At 42.6% G+C, this 18,778-nt stretch carries 20 protein-coding genes; 14 read left to right on the top strand and 6 right to left on the bottom strand.

The features are described 5' to 3' along the window. Positions 1–92: 92 nt before the first annotated feature. From kynU to BUA96_RS12410, 3 genes are read left to right on the top strand one after another with little or no spacing between them, the layout of a single operon-like run. Positions 93–1,382, top strand: a complete 1,290-nt coding sequence (gene kynU / locus BUA96_RS12420) for a kynureninase (RefSeq protein WP_072983533.1) — start codon at positions 93–95, stop codon at positions 1,380–1,382. Positions 1,383–1,423: 41 nt separating this feature from the next. Further along, on the top strand, positions 1,424–2,836 hold the full coding sequence (locus BUA96_RS12415) for an FAD-dependent oxidoreductase (protein WP_072983531.1): 1,413 nt from the start codon (positions 1,424–1,426) through the stop codon (positions 2,834–2,836). A 1-nt stretch (position 2,837) separates the two neighbouring features. Next, a complete protein-coding gene (locus tag BUA96_RS12410) occupies positions 2,838–3,485 on the top strand; it encodes an O-methyltransferase (RefSeq protein WP_072983529.1) in 648 nt (215 codons plus the stop codon). 346 nt (positions 3,486–3,831) lie between these two features. On the opposite strand, the gene BUA96_RS12405 is transcribed toward BUA96_RS12410, so the two are convergent. The 4 genes from BUA96_RS12405 to BUA96_RS12390 all read right to left on the bottom strand — a co-directional run bounded on the left by BUA96_RS12405 (position 3,832) and on the right by BUA96_RS12390 (position 8,006). Continuing rightward, positions 3,832–4,110: a Sec-independent protein translocase subunit TatA/TatB gene (locus BUA96_RS12405; RefSeq protein WP_009781325.1), complete on the bottom strand. Its 279-nt coding sequence runs from the start codon at positions 4,108–4,110 to the stop codon at positions 3,832–3,834. 81 nt (positions 4,111–4,191) lie between these two features. Continuing rightward, positions 4,192–6,492, bottom strand: a complete 2,301-nt coding sequence (locus tag BUA96_RS12400; protein WP_072983527.1) for a M1 family metallopeptidase — start codon at positions 6,490–6,492, stop codon at positions 4,192–4,194. A gap of 67 nt (positions 6,493–6,559) precedes the next feature. After that, positions 6,560–7,060, bottom strand: a complete 501-nt coding sequence (locus BUA96_RS12395; RefSeq protein ID WP_072983525.1) for a DUF6702 family protein — start codon at positions 7,058–7,060, stop codon at positions 6,560–6,562. A 73-nt stretch (positions 7,061–7,133) separates the two neighbouring features. Further along, positions 7,134–8,006 carry a hypothetical protein gene (locus BUA96_RS12390; protein WP_084673151.1) on the bottom strand — a complete coding sequence of 291 codons (873 nt, stop codon included), beginning with the start codon at positions 8,004–8,006 and terminating at the stop codon, positions 7,134–7,136. Positions 8,007–8,401: 395 nt separating this feature from the next. On the opposite strand from BUA96_RS12390, the gene BUA96_RS12385 reads away from it, so the two are divergent. After that, entirely contained in the window at positions 8,402–8,725 is a 324-nt protein-coding gene (locus BUA96_RS12385) for a hypothetical protein (RefSeq protein ID WP_072983523.1), read from the top strand. A 114-nt stretch (positions 8,726–8,839) separates the two neighbouring features. On the opposite strand, the gene BUA96_RS12380 is transcribed toward BUA96_RS12385, so the two are convergent. After that, positions 8,840–9,607 carry a peptidase associated/transthyretin-like domain-containing protein gene (locus tag BUA96_RS12380; protein ID WP_072983521.1) on the bottom strand — a complete coding sequence of 256 codons (768 nt, stop codon included), beginning with the start codon at positions 9,605–9,607 and terminating at the stop codon, positions 8,840–8,842. 123 nt (positions 9,608–9,730) lie between these two features. On the opposite strand from BUA96_RS12380, the gene pepE reads away from it, so the two are divergent. Continuing rightward, positions 9,731–10,435, top strand: a complete 705-nt coding sequence (gene pepE, locus BUA96_RS12375) for a dipeptidase PepE (RefSeq protein WP_072983519.1) — start codon at positions 9,731–9,733, stop codon at positions 10,433–10,435. Here the strand turns inward: pepE and BUA96_RS12370 are convergent. After that, positions 10,432–10,860 carry a GNAT family N-acetyltransferase gene (locus tag BUA96_RS12370; protein WP_072983517.1) on the bottom strand — a complete coding sequence of 143 codons (429 nt, stop codon included), beginning with the start codon at positions 10,858–10,860 and terminating at the stop codon, positions 10,432–10,434. The genes pepE and BUA96_RS12370 overlap by 4 nt on opposite strands. A 162-nt stretch (positions 10,861–11,022) precedes the next feature. On the opposite strand from BUA96_RS12370, the gene BUA96_RS12365 reads away from it, so the two are divergent. From BUA96_RS12365 to BUA96_RS12325, 9 genes are all read left to right on the top strand, one after another. Next, a complete protein-coding gene (locus tag BUA96_RS12365) occupies positions 11,023–11,310 on the top strand; it encodes a GNAT family N-acetyltransferase (RefSeq protein ID WP_072983515.1) in 288 nt (95 codons plus the stop codon). Positions 11,311–11,313: 3 nt separating this feature from the next. After that, complete coding sequence (locus BUA96_RS12360) at positions 11,314–11,775, top strand: GNAT family N-acetyltransferase (protein WP_072983514.1); 462 nt, start codon at positions 11,314–11,316, stop codon at positions 11,773–11,775. Further along, positions 11,772–12,506: a M15 family metallopeptidase gene (locus BUA96_RS12355; protein ID WP_072983512.1), complete on the top strand. Its 735-nt coding sequence runs from the start codon at positions 11,772–11,774 to the stop codon at positions 12,504–12,506. The genes BUA96_RS12360 and BUA96_RS12355 overlap by 4 nt, the downstream gene beginning before the upstream one ends. 13 nt (positions 12,507–12,519) lie before the next feature. Then, positions 12,520–13,284: a M48 family metalloprotease gene (locus BUA96_RS12350; protein WP_072983510.1), complete on the top strand. Its 765-nt coding sequence runs from the start codon at positions 12,520–12,522 to the stop codon at positions 13,282–13,284. Positions 13,285–13,406: 122 nt separating this feature from the next. Further along, positions 13,407–14,924 carry a 2,3-bisphosphoglycerate-independent phosphoglycerate mutase gene (gene gpmI / locus BUA96_RS12345; protein WP_072983509.1) on the top strand — a complete coding sequence of 506 codons (1,518 nt, stop codon included), beginning with the start codon at positions 13,407–13,409 and terminating at the stop codon, positions 14,922–14,924. A gap of 12 nt (positions 14,925–14,936) precedes the next feature. Next, positions 14,937–15,521 (top strand): thioredoxin family protein, encoded by a 585-nt coding sequence (locus BUA96_RS12340; RefSeq protein WP_072983507.1) that lies wholly within the window; start codon positions 14,937–14,939, stop codon positions 15,519–15,521. 194 nt (positions 15,522–15,715) lie between these two features. Next, positions 15,716–17,161, top strand: coding sequence for a serine hydrolase domain-containing protein (locus BUA96_RS12335; protein ID WP_072983505.1), 1,446 nt, complete (start codon positions 15,716–15,718; stop codon positions 17,159–17,161). A 49-nt stretch (positions 17,162–17,210) separates the two neighbouring features. Beyond that, the gene (locus tag BUA96_RS12330) at positions 17,211–18,068 is read left to right on the top strand and encodes an RluA family pseudouridine synthase (protein WP_072983503.1); all 858 of its coding nucleotides are present in this window, start codon (positions 17,211–17,213) and stop codon (positions 18,066–18,068) included. Positions 18,069–18,141: 73 nt separating this feature from the next. Next, the gene (locus tag BUA96_RS12325) at positions 18,142–18,753 is read left to right on the top strand and encodes a hypothetical protein (RefSeq protein WP_072983878.1); all 612 of its coding nucleotides are present in this window, start codon (positions 18,142–18,144) and stop codon (positions 18,751–18,753) included. Positions 18,754–18,778 lie beyond the last annotated feature (25 nt).

Here is an 18,778-nt window from a genome sequence, read left to right as displayed (position 1 = left end):
CGAGCGTGCACAATGCTGCAATTCTAAATACCTAGAAGGAATAGCAAACCTAAGTTTGTCGCTCGTGAGCCGATGTGTTATTTTTACCATCTATGTCAGAACAATCAAGCACCCATTATAAAAACACCTTAGCCTTTGCTAAACAAGCAGATGCAGACGATACACTTGCTAGATTTCGCGATGAATTTAACTTTCCCAAAGACGAAGCAGGCAATAATTTAATTTACCTCTGCGGAAACTCGCTAGGACTTCAACCCAAAAAAGCCAAAGAATATGTAGCTCAAGAGCTCAGCAATTGGGCCGAACTTGCCGTTGAAGGTCATTTCAAAGCTAAAATTCCCTGGACAACGTATCACGAAGTGATGACCAAGTCTATGGCTGATATCGTAGGTGCAAAGCCGGGCGAAGTTGTGTTGATGAACACACTTTCTACCAACCTGCACCTGATGATGGTGTCCTTTTACCGGCCTACTGCCAAGCGCTATAAGATCTTGATCGAAAGCGACGCTTTCCCATCAGACAGTTATGCGGTAAAATCTCAGATCAAAGAAAAAGGTTATAATCCAGATGATGCGCTTTTGCTTTGGCAACCGCGCGAGGGAGAGCATCTTAACCGCTTTAAGGATCTGGAAGCGCTAATGGCAGAACACGGTGAAGAAATCGCCCTTGTGATGATCGGAAATTCTAATTACTACACCGGCCAAAAATACCCTATAAAAGAAATCACCCAGCTAGGACACCGATATGGTTGTAAAGTAGGCTTTGACCTTGCGCACGGTGTGGGAAATATTGATGCAGATTTGCACGATAATGGGCCCGACTTTGCCGTATGGTGCACTTATAAATATTTAAACAGTGGCCCCGGAGCCATTGGAGGTTGTTTTGTACATGAGCGTCACGCTGATGATAAAGATATCCCTCGCTTTACAGGTTGGTGGGGCCATAAAATGGACAGCCGTTTTAATATGCGCGTCGATTTTGATCCTATCCCGGGAGCAGAAGGCTGGCAACTGAGCAATCCGCCAATTTTGTCCATGGCACCTATTCGTGCGTCGCTAGAGCTTTTTGCAGAAGCCGGATTTCAAAATATTCGGGCCAAATCTAAAAAGCTTACCGGATATCTAGAATTCCTCATAAATGAACTTGATGATGACCGCATAGCTCTTCTTACCCCTAAAAATGCAGAAGAACGCGGGTGCCAACTATCTATTCAAGTTAAAAACGCAGACCGAAGCATGCATGACGGCTTTATGCAAGCAGGCATTATATGCGATTGGCGTGAGCCTGATGTTATACGTGTGGCTCCAGCACCATTGTACAACAGTTTTGAAGATGTGTATGAAATGACACAACGCCTAAAAGAGCTATTAGCAACCTTATAACCATTTAAGATCCTCGAGGATTTTCAACTAACAAACCATTTTTGAAAACGCAAGAACAAGAACATATTTTAATCATTGGCGCCGGACTTTGCGGTTCGCTTTTAGCATTGCGCATGGCGCAACGCGGATATAAAGTCACGCTGATGGAAAAGCGCCCTGATTTACGTAAAGAAATCGTAGATAGCGGCAGATCTATCAATTTAGCTTTTTCAGATCGAGGAATGAAAGGCCTTCGCCTGGCCGGACTTGAAGACAAAGTCTTACCGCTGTGTATCCCAATGAATGGGCGTATGATTCACAATGCCGAAGGACAACTTTTTATGAGTCCGTATAGCGGTAGAAATGAATATATCAATTCTATTTCCCGGGAAGACCTCAACATCATGTTGCTTGACGAATGTGACAAGATGCCTGCCATAAAAATGCAATTCAATCAAAAATGCACCGGCGTAAATATCGAAACTGCACAGGCGACTTTTGAAGATCACAAAACCGGTGAAACCATAACCTATCAAGCCGATGTGGTAATGGGTGCTGATGGTGTGGGCTCTGCCCTGCGTAAAAGTATGCTGGAGCACCGCAAGTTTTTATTCAGCTACGGGCAGGATTTCTTAACACACGGCTATAAAGAATTGAGCTTTCCTCCCAAAGCAGATGGCGAATTTTTAGTAGAAAAAAACGCCTTACACATCTGGCCCCGAGGAAAAGATATGATGATTGCCTTACCCAACCTCGACGGAAGTTTTACCGTCACCCTATTCCTTTCTTGGGAGGAAGGTAAAGACAGCTTTGACAGCTTAAATACAGATGAAGCCGTACTTGACTATTTTAAACGCGAGTATCCAGATGCACTCGCTCTGATGCCTGATCTTCTCACCGAGTTTAAAGAAAACCCTACTTCACCTTTAGGCACCATTAAATGTTCGCCGTGGCACGCTTACGGCAAGGTATTGTTACTGGGAGATGCTGCGCACGGAATTGTACCCTTTTATGGCCAGGGAATGAATTCTGCTTTTGAAGATATTTATGTATTGGATCAATATTTAGACCAGTATGCGGGTGATTGGAAGACTGTTTTTAAAGCCTATCAAGAAGAGCGTAAAGAAGATACTGATGCCATTGCAGACCTTGCGGTAGATAATTTTCACGAAATGAAAGCACATACCGCCCGTCCTATTTTTCAGGAAAAGAGAAAACTAGAAATAGCCTTTGAAGAAGCGTTTCCTACTGAATATTTTTCAAAATATGCGCTGGTCACCTTTAGAGAAGATCTACGCTATTCTGAAGCGATGCGCCGCGGTCGTGTGCAAGACAAAGCCATCTTAAATCTTATCTACGACGGAAAATTCACCAAAGATATGAGCCTGCGGACCAAGCTTGATCTGATGAAGCAGGAAACCCGAAAAATGTTACATGACGAGGAGGTTTTAGAAGGCCTTGAAAGCGAAGATTAATATGCATTTTATCTCTGAAGATCTTGACGATTATGCCGTAGCCCACTCTGAAAAAGAACCGGAGTTGTTACGTAAGCTTACACGCGAAACCTACCAGAAAGTAGTTCAACCCAGAATGCTAAGTGGTCATTATCAAGGGCGCATATTAAGTATGATCGCAAAACTTGCCAACCCTAAAGTCATTCTTGAAGTAGGAACCTATACAGGTTATTCTGCGCTTTGTTTAGCAGAAGGCTTACAACCAGACGGTATTTTACACACCATTGATGTCAATGAAGAATTAGTAGATCTTCAAAAAAAATACTTTGATGCTTCGGCGTACGCCAAAAATATAAAGCAACATTTAGGGCCGGCTCTTGACATCATCCCAAAGATCGAAGAAGACTTTGACCTTATTTTTATGGATGCTGATAAGCCCAATTATCCGGCTTATTTTGATCTTATTATTGACCGCCTCAGACCCGGCGGACTCCTTCTATCTGATAACGTGTTATGGAGTGGTAAAGTGGTAGAACCGCTCAATCCAAAAGACACCTCAACAAAAGCGCTCTTAGAATACAATCGGCTACTTGCTGAAGATGATCGCCTAGAGACGGTTTTACTTACCATTAGAGATGGCCTGACTATAAGCCGTAAAAGACAAGAGTAGCTCGTAATGCCGCGACATTTTAAAAGCTACGCCTACTATAAGCTCTCAAACAAAAATCCCGACTCCATTTTGAAGTCGGGATTCCTAATTAACACTTAGAATAAATACAATCATTGAACTAAAATGCTATAAAGAATGAAGGCTTTTAAAGCATTTTAGGTTAAAACCACAGATTTGTAATTTCTTGTTTAAGATATTACTTAATTCTCATTTTAGAGGTGAAATTTATTATAAAGTAATAAAATTTAACAAGGCCGGTTTCAGGGTCATCTGTGCAATAAAAAAGCCTTTGAACACTAGGAGGCTCAAAGGCTTATAATTGTATTTTAAAAATAGCTTTTCAGTATTAGAATTTCCGTTTTACGGAACCTGTAATTTCTTCAATATTCTTCTTAGCGTCATCAATTTCCTTCTTCATATCCTTTGCGATATCTGTATTGATGCCTTGCTTATCTGCGCTTTTAGTGATTTCAGATTTGATGTCTTCTGTAGCATTCTTTAAGGTGCGCATACCCTTACCTAAACCTCTGGCAATATCAGGCACTTTATCAGCTCCAAAAACCATTATCACAATAAAAATCACAAAAGCAATCTCGCCTCCGCTAATAAAAAGTGGTATACTCATAACACTGCAAATATATAGGAAAAATAAAAGCCGATGTAAGAAACATCGGCTTTTAATATACTAAATATGTCTTAAAGAGGCTTAGTCTTCTGCACCTTCTTTAAAGCTATCGAACTCACTTTCCTGAGCTTGTTTTGGCCAGCTGTTGTTACTTACATCAACATCAGCAGTCTCTAGATCCGGATCTAAAAGTACACCGGTAAGCTCTTTATCAGTAGCTAGAACTTTAGTTACCTCAGCGTCATTCATACGCCATACCTGTACCGGATAGGTAACTTTTTCTTTGGTACCATCTGCATAGCTGTACTCCACAATAATAGGCATTGGGATACCGCCCGGCTTGTTGAATTTAATCGCGTAAAAATGCTTTGGCGCTTTTAGTTTTGCACGCTCGGCAGCACTAAAGTTGTCCATCAAGAATTCTTGTAGGTTTGGTGCATTTTCTAAACTTGATTTACTCTTCATCGCAGGATCATAATCTTCACCATCCTCTTCAACTACATAAACAAGATCTCTACCTGCAGGATCTACACCATAACGCTCCATTAAAGCTTTTCCGGCTTGGGTGGGTTTGTCGGTCAAGTAATATGATTTTACTTCTTCTACGCCCATATCTACATTTTCTGTAGTATAGAACCAACCTCTCCAGTACCAATCTAAATCAATTGCAGAAGCATCTTCCATAGTACGGAAGAAGTCTTCAGGAGTTGGGTGTTTAAACATCCAGCGCTGCGCGTATGTTTTGAATGAATAATCAAAAAGCTCACGGCCCATAACAGTCTCTCTCAAGATGTTCAAAGCAGTTGCAGGCTTTCCGTAGGCATTGTTTCCTAACTGATAAACATTCTCAGGATTAGACATTATAGGAGCGATAAAATCTTGATTCCCTCCCATATATCCAGTGATTGCTGATGGAGCACCACGACGTGATGGGTATTTTGCATTAGGAGCAATAGCTTCCGGGTAATTTTCACCAAAATCCTGCTCTGCTACGTATTGTACAAAGGTGTTGATTCCTTCATCCATCCATCCCCATTGACGCTCGTCACTGTTTACGATCATTGGGAAAAAGTTGTGTCCAACCTCGTGAATAATTACACTGATCATTCCAAATTTAGTACGGTCGCTATAGCTTCCATCTTCATTAGGACGCCCGTAGTTCCAGCAGATCATTGGGTATTCCATACCTTGATTCTTACCGTGAACAGAGATCGCTTTAGGATAAGGATAATCAAAAGTCATTCTTGAGTACGACTCTAAAGTTTGTACTACTGCTTTAGTCGAATATTCTTCCCAAAGCGGATTTCCTTCTTTAGGATAGATTGAGATCGCCATCACGTCTCCCTTTGGAAACTTAACCGCTTGAGCATCCATGATGTATTTACGAGAAGACGTAAAAGCAAAGTCACGCACGTTTTCTGCCTGAAGTTTCCAGGTTTTAGTTTTTGTGCTATGGCCTTTTTCAATGTTTTCTGCTTCGGCCTGAGTTCTAATAATTACCGGCTTGTCATAGCTTTTAGTAGCTTGTTCCCAACGCTTATACTCTTCCTTGCTGTAAACATCCTTACGGTTTACCAAGTTTCCGGTTCCGTCTAGCAAGTGATCTGCAGGCACTGTGATCTCTACATCATAATCTCCAAATGGAAGTGCAAACTCTCCGCTTCCCCAGAATTGGTAGTTTTGCCATCCTTCTACATCATTGTAAACACACATTCTAGGAAAGAACTGTGCGATCACATAGTTTTTATTTCCGTCAGGAAAGCTCTCATATCCTGAACGCGCACGATCTACCGTGTGCTCAGGAATGTTATAATTCCATCGAATGCTGAATTCAAAAGAATCTCCTGAAGCTAAAGGCTCAGGCATTTCTACACGCATCATCGTGTAGTTGATCATATATTTTAATGGCTTACCGTCTTGAGTAACCTCGCTAATGTTGAAGCCACCATCAAAAGGCTCTTGCATATATTCTGAAACAATCCCGGCAGGCTGTGCTACAGGAGACATCCCACTACCGTTGCGCTCACGAGCAGGAGAATCTTTTTTACGAATGTTTTGATCTAGCTGAACCCATAAGTATTCTAACTGATCTGGGCTGTTGTTTTGATAGGTAATGGTCTCATAACCGCTTATCGTCTGATTTTCATCATTAAGGGTTATTTTCATTTCGTAATCTGCCTCATTTTGGTAGTAAGCAGGACCGGGTGCTCCAGAAGCAGTACGGTATTGATTAGGAGTCGCAAACTCATTATAAAGTTGTCTAAACTTGTTTGTGTTTGTGTGACCTGCTTGTTTTTCTTTAGGTGCTTGTTCCTCCTGTGCAACTGCTGTTGCCCCAACCAGAAGTAGCACGGCAAAAAACGTGTGCTTTAGTTGTTTCATAAAAATGTAATCTATTTTAAGTGCTTAAGAATTTTATAAAAATAAAGATTAACCTAATCTTAGTAAATTATTCAGAAAAGTTTAACACCGCTTTATCATTATCTCGGGTAAGTAAAAAGCTTTTTTTAGTGGTTCCGGTATTGAGATGCACCACATTTTTTTGATCTTGAAAAAGATCCATCAGTAAGGTGTTTTCTATTGAAATGCTTTTAGGATTTTGAACATCAGTCACTTCAATAAAACAAACTACATAATCCATCTCATCTTTGTGCCCTATGTAATTTAACCGGCGTTCTTTTCCGTTGATCTTGACAATGAATTTTTGATTGAAATACCGCTCAATATAGCCATCTAATTTCTTCTGATCGTAGGAAGCATCAACCTTGATCGACTTATCGTAACGTTCTTGAAATACCTTTTGAAGATCGTCATAAAACACTCGGGTTACCATTTTTAGCGCGTGATCTTTAGCATCATAATCTGCTTGTGTGACACTAAAATAATATTTGTGCGCTGCGGCTCCTAACAAGGGGAGCGCCACAAGTAAAAGCAAAATTGTTTTTCTCATAAGTCCTGTAAAAATACGTCTTTTAAAATGCATTGCGGCGCTACCCAATCAAAATGCATTCCACAACTTCAGCTTAATTTTCTAAATCGCTTTGAACCGCTACGCCTTCCTGCTCTTTTGAGCGGATGTATAGTGGGGCTTGTTCCAGTAGCATTTCCATCAGTGCTAATGGATTATTGCTTGAAGCTATCGCTAAATGCTCTTGCTGATCCATATACACATAATGCACAAAATCGTCAATGTAGCGCGGCCCTATACGAAGTCTATAAATGTAGGTGCTGTCTGAAACTAAGTTTCGCGCCTCTTGTACTTTCAGTTCCATATTAGACAATTTTACGATCCTCTTTAGATACGCGGTACGACCACTTATGGCATTAATAACGGCATCTACGGGTATGATACCGCCTGCCGAATGGGTTGCCGTATATAAACGTCGTTCTTCCTGCGTGCGCACAGGTCCTGTGTAAACCGGTAAACCGGCAGCCGCAGGATCAAAAGGCTTTTCTAATTTAGGCAGATTCATATCATCTCCCAGTCGTCCACTGAGATCAGTATCACTAATGTTTACATCTTCGAGTTCGGTTACTTCGGTCTCTAATTTGATCTCTATATAGCGCCGCTCAAAGATTTGAGGTGTGATCACGATCTCTTGATGTTTAAACTGTAAAGCTGAAATGTAGAGGGTATCGTTTTGACGCACCGGTATTGTAAAATTTCCGCTCTGCGTAGTGATGGTTCCCTTTTGTAAGGTAAGATTTAGAATATGTAGGTACTCGTGCTCAATAGAGTCATTGATCACGCGCCCTTCTAGCATTTGCACTTCTTGAGCCTGAATGCAAAACGTACAAACAAAAAAACTCAAGATGCACAGTTGCACTTTAAAGTGAGCTGCGCCACCCAAAATTGAACCTAAACTATTAGAAGGAAACGGAATATTGTTATTCATTTATAAGAATTGCTTCTGACCTAAATACGCAGAAAAATAATTTTAGTTGCAAAGGCCGCTGTAATTCACCTCAAGGTATTTTTTGAACTCTGGGTACAACAGAACATTTAGAACCTCCTTGTTTGTCAACCGAAAGTAAAACCTGTTACAAATCGCAAACCTAAAAAATATATTCTACTGAAAATAAGCGACTTAAAACCTCAACAAAACTAAATCGATTAAACTCAACACGCAATAACGGTACAACTAACATTTAAAATACTATTAATCAGACATTTAAACCATTCATCGACAGCAAAAAACCATTCATCGACAGAAGCAGGCAGCTCACGGTGAAAACGATATCGTAATCTCATAACAAACCTACATTTGTAAAGAATTTAAACGGTTTAGTTATGAAGACTTTTTTACCTCTTGCTTTTTTATTTTGTTCAATGATTGGGTTTGCTCAAAACTCTAAATCAATAACTACGACTCCAGAACGAGTTGCACAAGAAGTATCGCAACAAAGCGATCAAACTAATGAAGAGAAAATTAAAAATACTGCGGATAAAACCACGGCGATGCAACACACGTACAGTGCCCCTAACTGCTCACGTGGTTTTTACGCAACCCCTATAAAACAACAAAGCAAAAAGGCCATTTTGCCTGAGCAAAAAAGAGCCTTGGATTCTCTAAAACACAGCCCATATTTGGCCTATGCAACTAGAGGATTTTAACGCGTCTTTCACCCCTAAAATAAATAGTGTTAGTTTGATTTTTGGTTAGTTAATTCGAAAAAGCAGTCTTGTTGTTGGGGCTGCTTTTTTACATGGAGCACATTAAGTTTCCGCTTATTTGCTTGCAGCCAATTCTTTTTTAAAGTCTTCCCGCTTATCTATCAAAAACTGAATTAGGGCAAGTTCGTTCCCTTGCTCAAGCATTTCTTTAGTTAGTCCATTGGCGGCTACATAATCCATATACAGGCCTATGTGTTCTTTTTTGATATCCAGATTATTCTGAAAAAATGTATTGGAATACATTTCAGCAAGTTCATCTTCTGCAGCTTCCTCCTCTTCCCCATCAGACTTTTGAAATATTGCTTTAAAGATATTTACAAAGTTGAGGCCGTACCGCCAGCGTTGATCATCTATTGCAATATTATCAGCCGGAGAGTTCTTGTCATACTGGCTATCTTCAATACGAATGTCGCTTCCATCAAAAGGCACAGGGTCTACAGTGCGCACCCGGTTTACATCGGCTACAATATCTCCGGTAAGATCATAAGGCGTTACGATAATTTCGTCTAGCACATTTACCGTCTCTCTCAGCGTCACATTCATTTGTTTACTGCTTACCACGCCCTGGTCAACCACTACAGTTATTGGCGCAAATTGAACCGACTGGATCACGACTTCATCATTACGCGCTACGGCAATATCAAAAGTCCCTTCTTCTGAGGTTATGGTTCCGCGTTGCGCGGTTTTATTATACACTACAATTCCTGCTACATCATCGCCTGCGGGAACAATAATTTGCCCGTCGATCATAACCCGGGCAACTTGCGCCTGTAATGAAAAACCTATACTTAAGCATAACAATAGTGTAGTAACCAGCTTCATGATATCACGTTTAAAATTCTACTATGAAGTAACGACATGTATTTTAAAGTACCCGATATTTCCGCGTAAATTTTTGTTAAATACCTTCTGGCACGTACCTTTGAAAAACAAAACCTAAACCCTTTGAAAAACTTAATTCTTGCCAGTACCTCCACCGTTCACGGAGGCAGTTACTTAGATTATTTAAAACCTCAGCTTAGCGAACATTTTAAGGCAGCCAAGCGCATTATTTTTATTCCGTATGCGCGTCCCGGTGGAATTTCGCACGAATTGTACACTGCCAAAGCTCAGGAGTTTTTTAAACAATTGAATATTGAAGTGGTAGGCCTGCATCAATTTAAAGATCCGGCGGAAGCGCTTAAAAAAGCTGAAGGTGTATTTACCGGTGGTGGCAACACGTTTTTGTTGGTCAAGCAATTGTACGAGTATAAAGTTCTTGAAGTTTTACGCGACCGTTTGTATGAAAACATGCCGTACTTAGGCACCAGTGCAGGAACCAATATTGCAGGAGTAAGTATGCAAACCACAAACGACATGCCTATCGTTTACCCTCCTAGCTTTAAAACGCTGGGTGCGGTTCCGTTTAATATCAATCCGCATTATCTGGATCCTGTAGAAGGCAGTACGCATATGGGCGAAACCCGCGAAACCCGTATTAAAGAATTTCATCAGTTCAATGCGCTTCCTGTAGTCGGTCTGCGTGAAGGCAGCTGGATTGAAGTTAAAAAACGCGTATACACCTTACGCGGTCCGCACAGCGCCCGAATTTTTGAAGCTGATAAGGCACCGTATGAATTGCCTACTGATTCTGAAATTACCGTAAACTAAAGCTTCTTTAAAAAGTGATAGCCTTTGATCACATAGTTTTCATTCATATAAAACTTGTGACTGGGAAAGTTATGCACGTACGTATTTAATTCTGAAGTTTCACAGCCTTCCGCCCGCGCATAGTCGTAAATCCACTGAAAAACCTGTTTTCCTAAACCTCGATTGCGGAATTCAGGTTTGATATACACGTGATCCACCTCGCAGGTTTTTCCGGCATAATGCCGTACGGCAAACCACAACCCAAAAACACCGGCGAGTTCGCCTTCAATATAAATACCGCGACATTGATACCGATGCTCAAACATTTCGGTAAAACGTACTTTTAATAGGTTTTCTTCCACCGTGTGCTCCATCAATTCCTGAACCAGTGGTAAAAAGGTGTTAATGTCTTCTTTATACAAACGGGTGACCGTAATTTTGGACATAATTGCTATTTTTAAATGTATATCCTTTCAGTTGTATTAGAAAGGAACTAAACGCGCTCAAGGCAAGACCTAGAGGTGTTTGTTAGAAACAAAATTTCAATTCAGCGGCTAGCCTCGGAATATTAAACCCTTTGGTGGTGCCAATAAAAACACACAAAAGTAATGGATTATACAATTCAACATAGAGAAAATGACAAAAGAGGGATGTTCTGGATAGAAGGTGAACACGGAAAAATCTCTGAACTTACTTATACCGTTCAGGATGAAAACACCATCATTGTAGACCATACCGAGACAAAAATGGAACACGAACATCAAGGTTACGCAAGCAAACTCCTGGATCATACGGTAGCGTGGGCACGTTCAAAAAACATCAAAATAGAACCACTTTGTCCTTTTGCCGAAGTTAAATTTGATGAGAAACCTGAGTACGCAGACGTGCGTGCTTAATTTATGCAAGGCGTTTTGAAAACAAATCCGTTTACCATTCACGAGATCACTTCGGCAGAAACCTATGCGGTACGCCACCCGGTGCTACGCGCAGGCAGACCTTTAGAAACCTGTGCAATGCCCGGTGACGATGCCGAAGATACGTTTCACTTAGGACTTTTTGATGAAGACAAGCTTATTGGCGTGGTCACCTTTATGAACGCTACCAAACCGCAATTTAAAGGGAAGCAATATCAGCTACGCGGGATGGCGGTTCTTGATGGCTATCAAGGTAAAGGCTTGGGAAATCTATTGGTCGCTGCCGGTGAAGCACGGCTTAAAGCTGCAGGTTACAAGCTTCTTTGGTGTAACGCTCGTATCAAAGCCCTTAACTTTTATACCCGTAAAGGTTTTAAAATTGAAGGCGAACCTTTTGAGATCGAACCCATAGGCACGCATTACCTGCTTTATAAAAATTTAGAATGAAACGAAGACGCTTTATACAAACCACAGCTCTGGCGACCGCCGCACTAAGCAGCTTCCCGAACTGGGCTCTTACTCAGGAGACCTTGAGTACAGACCAACTTATAGGCAAAGGCAATCCTGAGCTTATTGAGAAAAACGGCTACCGCTTGCGCCCTGCCGTGTCTGCAGCGTTTGATAACATGGCAGCGGCTGCGCAACAAGACGGCATTGGTATTCAGGTAGTGTCTAGTTATCGCGATTATGCACATCAAAACCGCATCTGGGAACGTAAATTCAAAAGCTATACCGCTAATGGAATGAGCGACCTTGATGCGATCAAAAAGATCATCGAGTACAGCACCATCCCCGGAACTTCGCGTCACCATTGGGCAACAGACCTTGACATCATTCAATCAGGAACCGGAGTGACCAGCAATGTATTGGATCCTGACAAATTTCACGGAACAGGTCCGTTTTGCGAACTCAAAGCCTGGCTGGATCAACACGCAGAATCCTTCGGATTTTATGAGGTGTACACTAATAATTATGGTCGCAAAGGCTTCAACTATGAACCTTGGCATTTTAGCTACGCGCCGCTTTCGGTTGGCTATCTTCAACAGTACAAAAAGTTAGATGTAGCCGAAATCCTTCAGCAGGAACACTTATTGGGTAGCGAAGCTTTTACTTCAGCATTTATCAATCAATACCGTACAGAGAACATTTTAGACATTAACCCCGCTCTTTTGAGCTAAAAATCCTCATGCTATGAAACTAGGCGGAAGAGCACTCAAATTATTTTTAGGGGTAGCCATTGTAGCCTTTGGTGTTATCCGGTATTGCGGCAGTCAGGAAGAAAATCCGTATACCGGAAGAACGCAAGCCATTAGCCTTTCTACCGAAGAAGAGATCGCTATCGGTTTACAGAATGCGCCCATAATGGCTGAGCAACACGGCGGCCTGTATCCCGACCAACGTTTACAAAATCAGATTGACGCTGTAGGAAAAAAGCTCGTAGACAACACCATCGCTCAAGAAACACCTTATCAATACGAATTTCATTTACTCAGCGATCCCAATACGGTGAATGCTTTTGCATTACCGGGCGGGCAGATTTTTATCACATACGCGCTTTATAAACGGCTGAGCAGCGAAGATCAATTAGCCGGTATTCTAGGGCACGAGATCGGTCACGTGGTGGGGCGACATTCGGCGGAGCGTATTGCAGAAAGCGAACTCGCCAATACGGTGGCCACCGGAGCGCAAGTAGGCGCAGATGCTGGAATGCTCGCCAGTCAGTTAGGCCAAACCATCTTGCTTAAAAATGGTCGCGGCGACGAACTGGAAAGTGATGATCTGGGTGTAAAGTTTATGATTGAGGCCGGTTATGATCCAGAAGCGCTTATTGAGGTGATGCAGATTCTTAAAGAAGCTAGTGGCGGGCAGCGCGTACCGGAATTTCAAAGCAGTCACCCCGATCCTGACAATCGTATTGAAAAAATACGTGCCGCGATTGACAAGTACCGCGCTTAAACCCGTAACATTTCTAGCGTGATTGCCCCTTCTAGTTCTAGAAAACGCTAAAGTTATTAAAACGCAAAGTTTTCGTAATTCGCGTTAAGAGTGATTATCTTTGTAGTACAACTAGAAAAACCATGAATAAGAAAGTCATTTTAATGATCCTCGATGGATGGGGATTTGCACCTAATAAGGACGTTTCTGCAGTAGACCTTGCTGAAACTCCGTTTATTGATTCGTTATATACCAAATACCCACACGCACAATTGCTTACCCACGGCGGTAATGTAGGCTTGCCTGACGGACAAATGGGAAACAGCGAAGTAGGCCATATGAACCTGGGCGCCGGCCGCATTGTATACCAGGATTTTGCTAAGATCAACAAAGCGCTTAAAGAAGATAAATTACGCGAGCAAAAGGAGCTTAAAGATGCTTTTGCTTACGCGAAAGAAAATAAGAAGCCTATTCACCTCTTAGGTCTGGTTTCAGACGGTGGCGTGCACGCGCACATTGACCACGTTAAAGGACTGATCAAAGCAGCGAACGAAGTAGGTGTTGAAGAAGTTTACGTACACGCATTTACAGATGGTCGTGACGTTGATCCGCAAAGCGGGGCCGGCTTTATCGAAGACCTTGACGGTTATGCTAAAGAGAATGGCGCTAAACTGGCGAGCATCACCGGCCGTTACTTTGCGATGGACCGCGATACCCGTTGGGAGCGCGTAAAGAAAGCCTATGACGCTGCGGTAAAAGGAATCGGGACCAAAACTACAGATCCTGTTGCTGCGATCAAACAATCCTATGCAGACGGTACTACTGACGAATTCCTAGAACCTTTGGTGATCACCAAAAATGATGCACCGGTTGCCACAATCAATGAATGCGATGTGGTTTTATTCTTTAACTACCGTACTGACCGTGGACGCGAATTGACCCGTATGCTTTCTCAGGAGGACTTCCCCGAGCAGGATACCAAGAAACTCGACCTGTACTACGTGACGATGACCAATTACGATCAGACGTTTGAAAACATCCATATCATTTTTGACAAAGACAACCTGACCAATACGATTGGTGAGGTGGTTTCTAAAGCAGGTAAAAAACAGATCCGTATTGCAGAGACTGAAAAATACCCACACGTGACCTTCTTCTTTTCGGGAGGACGTGAAAAAGAATTTGAAGGCGAAACCCGTTTGATCGCAAAATCTCCAGATGTAGCGACTTACGACCTGAAGCCTGAAATGAGCGCGTATGAAGTGCGTGATAAGATCACAGCCGAGTTGAAAAAAGAAGAAGTAGACTTTGTTTGTCTCAACTTTGCCAATCCCGATATGGTTGGACACACCGGAGTGATCGAAGCAGCCATCGCTGCCTGCGAAGCAGTAGACAGCTGTGCTAAGGATGTAATCGAGACCGGTCTGGAGCACGGCTACAGCACCATCGTGATCGCTGACCACGGAAACTGCGAAACGATGAAAAATGAAGACGGTTCGCCAAACACCGCGCACACAACTAACCCTGTGCCGATCATCGTGGTAGACAACGACATCAAGAGCGTAAAAGACGGAATCTTAGGAAACGTCTCTCCTACCATCTTAGCTATGATGGGTGTTGACAAACCTGAAGAAATGGACCAGGAAAGTCTGGTAAGCTAAAACATACAAACTATGAAAACGTATAAAACAGGCCTTTTAGCCCTTGCACTGGGTGCACTCGTGAGCTGCAAGACCACAACCACCACAAGTACTGCTTCTAAAGCTCCCGAGGCTCCCGAAGCACCAGAAGCTCCGGCTAAACCGGCAACGCCTCAACAACCGGAAATGCTTACCGGTGAGACCGAGCGTATGGAACTGCAAACCGGTACTTTTGGTTCGTGGTTTAACCCACGCTATGCCGAGTATGACATCGATAAAGACGTGGTCATGCAACTCAAGCCGCTGTTAGAAGATGTAGATGTTACCGTTTTTATGGGAACCTGGTGCAGCGATAGTAAACGAGAAACGCCTCGCTTCTATAAGATCTTAGATGCGGCTGGTAAAACACAAGACGTCGAACTCATCACAGTAGATCGTTCTAAAACCACACCTGAAGGATTGGAAGAAGGGAAAGACATCAAGCGTGTACCTACGTTGATCTTTAGTAAAAACGGTACTGAGTTGGGCCGTATTGTAGAATATCCTATTGAAAGTCTTGAAAAAGATATGCTGAAGATCTTACAAAACAAGCCCTATAAACACGCCTACGCGGACTAGGCTTGGGCGGAACAAATTTTATTTAAAAGCGACAGTTCTTTAGAAGCTGTCGCTTTTTTATTGTTTAGTAAATCGGTTGTTTGTGATTAGTGCACGTATACAATTGCTACAAGGGGGTATCTTAATTCCCAATGACGTATTTTTAGGCAAGTAGTTTACCAATTAAAATTCCAACTAAAAAATCGTCACTACCTATGAAATACCTTTACATTACCCTACTCTTTTCTTTCTGTTTAGGAACTACATTCGCTCAAGATGCTAAAAAAGATTATACAGAAGCTTTACAACTGGTAGAAGTATGGCTTGATGCCCAAAAAGACTTTGATCAACTCCCCGGTTTAAGTGCTATTGTTGTAGAAGATCAAGATGTGCTATGGTCTGGAGCTGTAGGACTTGCCAATGTAGCCGATAAGGTAAGCACTCAGCCCTCAACCTTGTGCAGCATTTGCTCGATCTCTAAGTTGTTTACTTCCGTAGCCATTATGAAGCTGTATGATGAAGGTAAATTGCGCTTAGACGATCGTATAAGCGATCTCTTACCTCAATATAATCTTAAGCAACAGTATGCTGCCAGCGGCCCTATCACGGTACGCTCGTTATTAACACACTCTTCTGGTTTACCACGAGAGGCCGATGCTCCCTACTGGACGGCTCCCGAGTTTGATTTCCCAACTACTGAAGAGGTAGATGCAGGTTTAAAAAATCAGGAGACGCTCTATCCTGCGTCAACGTACTTTCAATACAGCAATTTAGGACTGACCCTTTTAGGAGAGATCGTGGCCGAAGTGTCTGGGATGCCGTATGAAACCTATGTTGCTGAAAACATTCTTAAACCTTTAGGACTTGCTGACACCCGCACCGAACTTCCCGAAGCGCTCTATGGCAGTGAACTCGCCTTTGGTTACAATGCGCTAGACCGCAGTGGAAACAGAGATAAGCTTAACTTTTTTCAAGCTAACGGGATTATGCCTGCGGCAGGCTTTTCATCTAACGTCACCGATCTGGGTAAATTCGCTTCGTGGCAATTGCGTCTGCGCGATACTACAACTACCGAAGTTCTAAAACCTTCAACTTTAAAACTGATGCAGCAAGTGCACTTTACAGATCCTAACTGGAAAACCACTTGGGGATTAGGTTTTGTAGTTTATAAAGGCAGCAATGGAAACACTTGGGTAGGTCACGGCGGCAGCTGTCCCGGGTATCGCACCGCTTTACAAATTGACCTGAAGCGCAAGCTTGCATTTTCGGTAATGATCAATGCTAGCGCAACCAATCCCGGCAAGTATATTAACGGTATCAATGGCATCATCAGCAAAGTAAAAGAAACCGAAAAAACAGATGAAAGCGAACAGCCTATTGACCTTTCAGAGTATACCGGATACTACAATACCAAACCTTGGTGGAGCGAACTTTACATAGGCACTTGGGGCGACAAGTTGGTCACTTTAAATCTACCTGCAGATGATCCTGCTGAGGCGATGACCATGTATAAGCACATCTCCGGAGATACCTTTAGAAAAATTCGTGAGGATAAAGAACTTGGAGAGACCTTGACCTTTGAGCGAGATGCCGCCGGAAAGATCGTGCGTTACAAGCAGCACGGTAACTACTCGGTGAAATTTGATCCTCACGCAAAATAATTTTACTTCTATAAAGTACATTGCTTAAGGTACTTTATAGCTTTTTATGATGAGCCTTACCGAAACCCATACCGTCCCTCCTCAGGAAAACCCCTTGCGTTTGCAAGAATACGGCGTAGGTATTTTTAAGGCTGCAGCAACCAAATCGGCATTAAAGAAACTACTGAAGAAAGGCTACATTAAGATTAACGGTGCACCGGCCAGTACGGGGACCTGGATCAAAGGCGGCGAAGTACTAACCTTGGAAATTCCGCAACAGCACAAGAACCAAAAAAAGCTTCGGTTAGCCTTAGATGTGTTGTATGAGGATGAATTTCTGGCCGTGGTACACAAACCTGCCGGAATTTTAGTAAGCGGCAACAGTTTTAAAACATTGGCGCGCGCGCTTCCTCAAAATTTAAACGAAAGCAGCTTAGCTGATGCCTGCACGCCGCAACCGGCACATCGTCTGGATTATGCAACCACCGGTGCTGTTTTAGTAGGTAAAACCCGAGAAAGCATCCGCCAGCTCAATCAGCTTTTTGAGAACAAAGCAATCAGTAAAACCTATTATGCGGTGACTATTGGAGTAATGCCGACTTCAGGAACGATCAATACACCTGTTGATGACAAAGAATCCGTTTCAACCTATACTGTAGAAGTCTCGGTAGCTTCACCCCGTTTTAAACAACTGAACCTCGTGCGTCTGGAACCCCAAACCGGGCGACGCCATCAACTGCGAAAACATCTCGCCGGAATAGGCCATCCTATTTTAGGCGATCGGGATTATTGCCCCAAAGAACTCCTGCTTCAGGGAAAAGGCATGTATCTACACGCGCATAAGCTTCGGTTTACACATCCTGCAACGCAAAAGTATTTAGAAATAGCAGACCCGATTCCGCAGAAATTTTTAAAATTGTTTCCTTAAACAAACAGTTTTGTCGCTCCATACTTTTAACCATCCTTTTTTCGCTAAAACTTCTGCTGAACAAAACCGCGCTATGCTGTATGCCATAGGCATTACCGTTATGCTTGGTTTTTTAGCTGTATTGCTGTCCTGGTGGTTGCACCTTTTGTTTGTGGGGATTTTGATCTGTTTTATACTCATCACGCTTCTGGCACCTTTTGTAGACGTCCCCAGAATGGTCAAAGCCGGAAAGCTTACCTATCATTCCGTTTTCCTTTTAGCTGAAGCGCCAAAAGACGGCGTGCTCATCCTGCACGGCGGCACCTTGTTTGACTATGTGTATGTGTTAGACTTTAAACAGTCGGGCAAAGCACGGACTGCATTTATTCTACAACACTACTTAGAAGGGCTTTTGCATCTTATAGCAACCTATGAGCAGCAGGAAACACCGCTTAAACTCCGCTGGACGAGCTATATCGTGAATCAAAGCACCGCGGCCCGTTTAGGCTTTAAACCCCAACCTAAAGACGGATTGCAGCAGTTGATTCTAGCCTTTAACTATGGAAACCTCTTAGTGAGTAACTCGCTGGCAAAGGGCAAACTGAGCTTTCCAAAATTAAGTGCAACCCAAACTTATGAAGCCGCTCTAGATGATCTTATTGCCCGCAAGGCCTACATCAAGCAATTGCTTAAGCGTGTACAGTAGACCCAGATCATTGTAGTATGGTAGT

The sequence above is a fragment of the Leeuwenhoekiella palythoae genome (assembly GCF_900130045.1).
Taxonomy (GTDB): Bacteria; Bacteroidota; Bacteroidia; order Flavobacteriales; family Flavobacteriaceae; genus Leeuwenhoekiella; species Leeuwenhoekiella palythoae.
Note: the sequence above shows the minus strand (reverse complement) of the source record. Positions and strands in the feature narration are given on the sequence as shown.

Excerpts from the sequence above, each read along its gene's own strand:
- BUA96_RS12410 (WP_072983529.1), top strand. The coding sequence starts at position 2,838 with ATGCATTTTATCTCTGAAGATCTTGACGATTATGCCGTAGCCCACTCT.
- BUA96_RS12335 (WP_072983505.1), top strand. The coding sequence starts at position 15,716 with ATGAAATACCTTTACATTACCCTACTCTTTTCTTTCTGTTTAGGAACT.
- gpmI (WP_072983509.1), top strand. The coding sequence starts at position 13,407 with ATGAATAAGAAAGTCATTTTAATGATCCTCGATGGATGGGGATTTGCA.
- BUA96_RS12405 (WP_009781325.1), bottom strand. The coding sequence starts at position 4,110 with ATGAGTATACCACTTTTTATTAGCGGAGGCGAGATTGCTTTTGTGATT.
- BUA96_RS12360 (WP_072983514.1), top strand. The coding sequence starts at position 11,314 with ATGCAAGGCGTTTTGAAAACAAATCCGTTTACCATTCACGAGATCACT.
- BUA96_RS12325 (WP_072983878.1), top strand. The coding sequence starts at position 18,142 with ATGCTGTATGCCATAGGCATTACCGTTATGCTTGGTTTTTTAGCTGTA.
- BUA96_RS12340 (WP_072983507.1), top strand. The coding sequence starts at position 14,937 with ATGAAAACGTATAAAACAGGCCTTTTAGCCCTTGCACTGGGTGCACTC.
- BUA96_RS12365 (WP_072983515.1), top strand. The coding sequence starts at position 11,023 with ATGGATTATACAATTCAACATAGAGAAAATGACAAAAGAGGGATGTTC.
- BUA96_RS12380 (WP_072983521.1), bottom strand. The coding sequence starts at position 9,607 with ATGAAGCTGGTTACTACACTATTGTTATGCTTAAGTATAGGTTTTTCA.
- kynU (WP_072983533.1), top strand. The coding sequence starts at position 93 with ATGTCAGAACAATCAAGCACCCATTATAAAAACACCTTAGCCTTTGCT.
- BUA96_RS12400 (WP_072983527.1), bottom strand. The coding sequence starts at position 6,492 with ATGAAACAACTAAAGCACACGTTTTTTGCCGTGCTACTTCTGGTTGGG.
- BUA96_RS12395 (WP_072983525.1), bottom strand. The coding sequence starts at position 7,060 with ATGAGAAAAACAATTTTGCTTTTACTTGTGGCGCTCCCCTTGTTAGGA.
- BUA96_RS12370 (WP_072983517.1), bottom strand. The coding sequence starts at position 10,860 with ATGTCCAAAATTACGGTCACCCGTTTGTATAAAGAAGACATTAACACC.
- BUA96_RS12385 (WP_072983523.1), top strand. The coding sequence starts at position 8,402 with ATGAAGACTTTTTTACCTCTTGCTTTTTTATTTTGTTCAATGATTGGG.
- BUA96_RS12355 (WP_072983512.1), top strand. The coding sequence starts at position 11,772 with ATGAAACGAAGACGCTTTATACAAACCACAGCTCTGGCGACCGCCGCA.
- BUA96_RS12330 (WP_072983503.1), top strand. The coding sequence starts at position 17,211 with ATGAGCCTTACCGAAACCCATACCGTCCCTCCTCAGGAAAACCCCTTG.
- BUA96_RS12350 (WP_072983510.1), top strand. The coding sequence starts at position 12,520 with ATGAAACTAGGCGGAAGAGCACTCAAATTATTTTTAGGGGTAGCCATT.
- BUA96_RS12390 (WP_084673151.1), bottom strand. The coding sequence starts at position 8,006 with ATGAATAACAATATTCCGTTTCCTTCTAATAGTTTAGGTTCAATTTTG.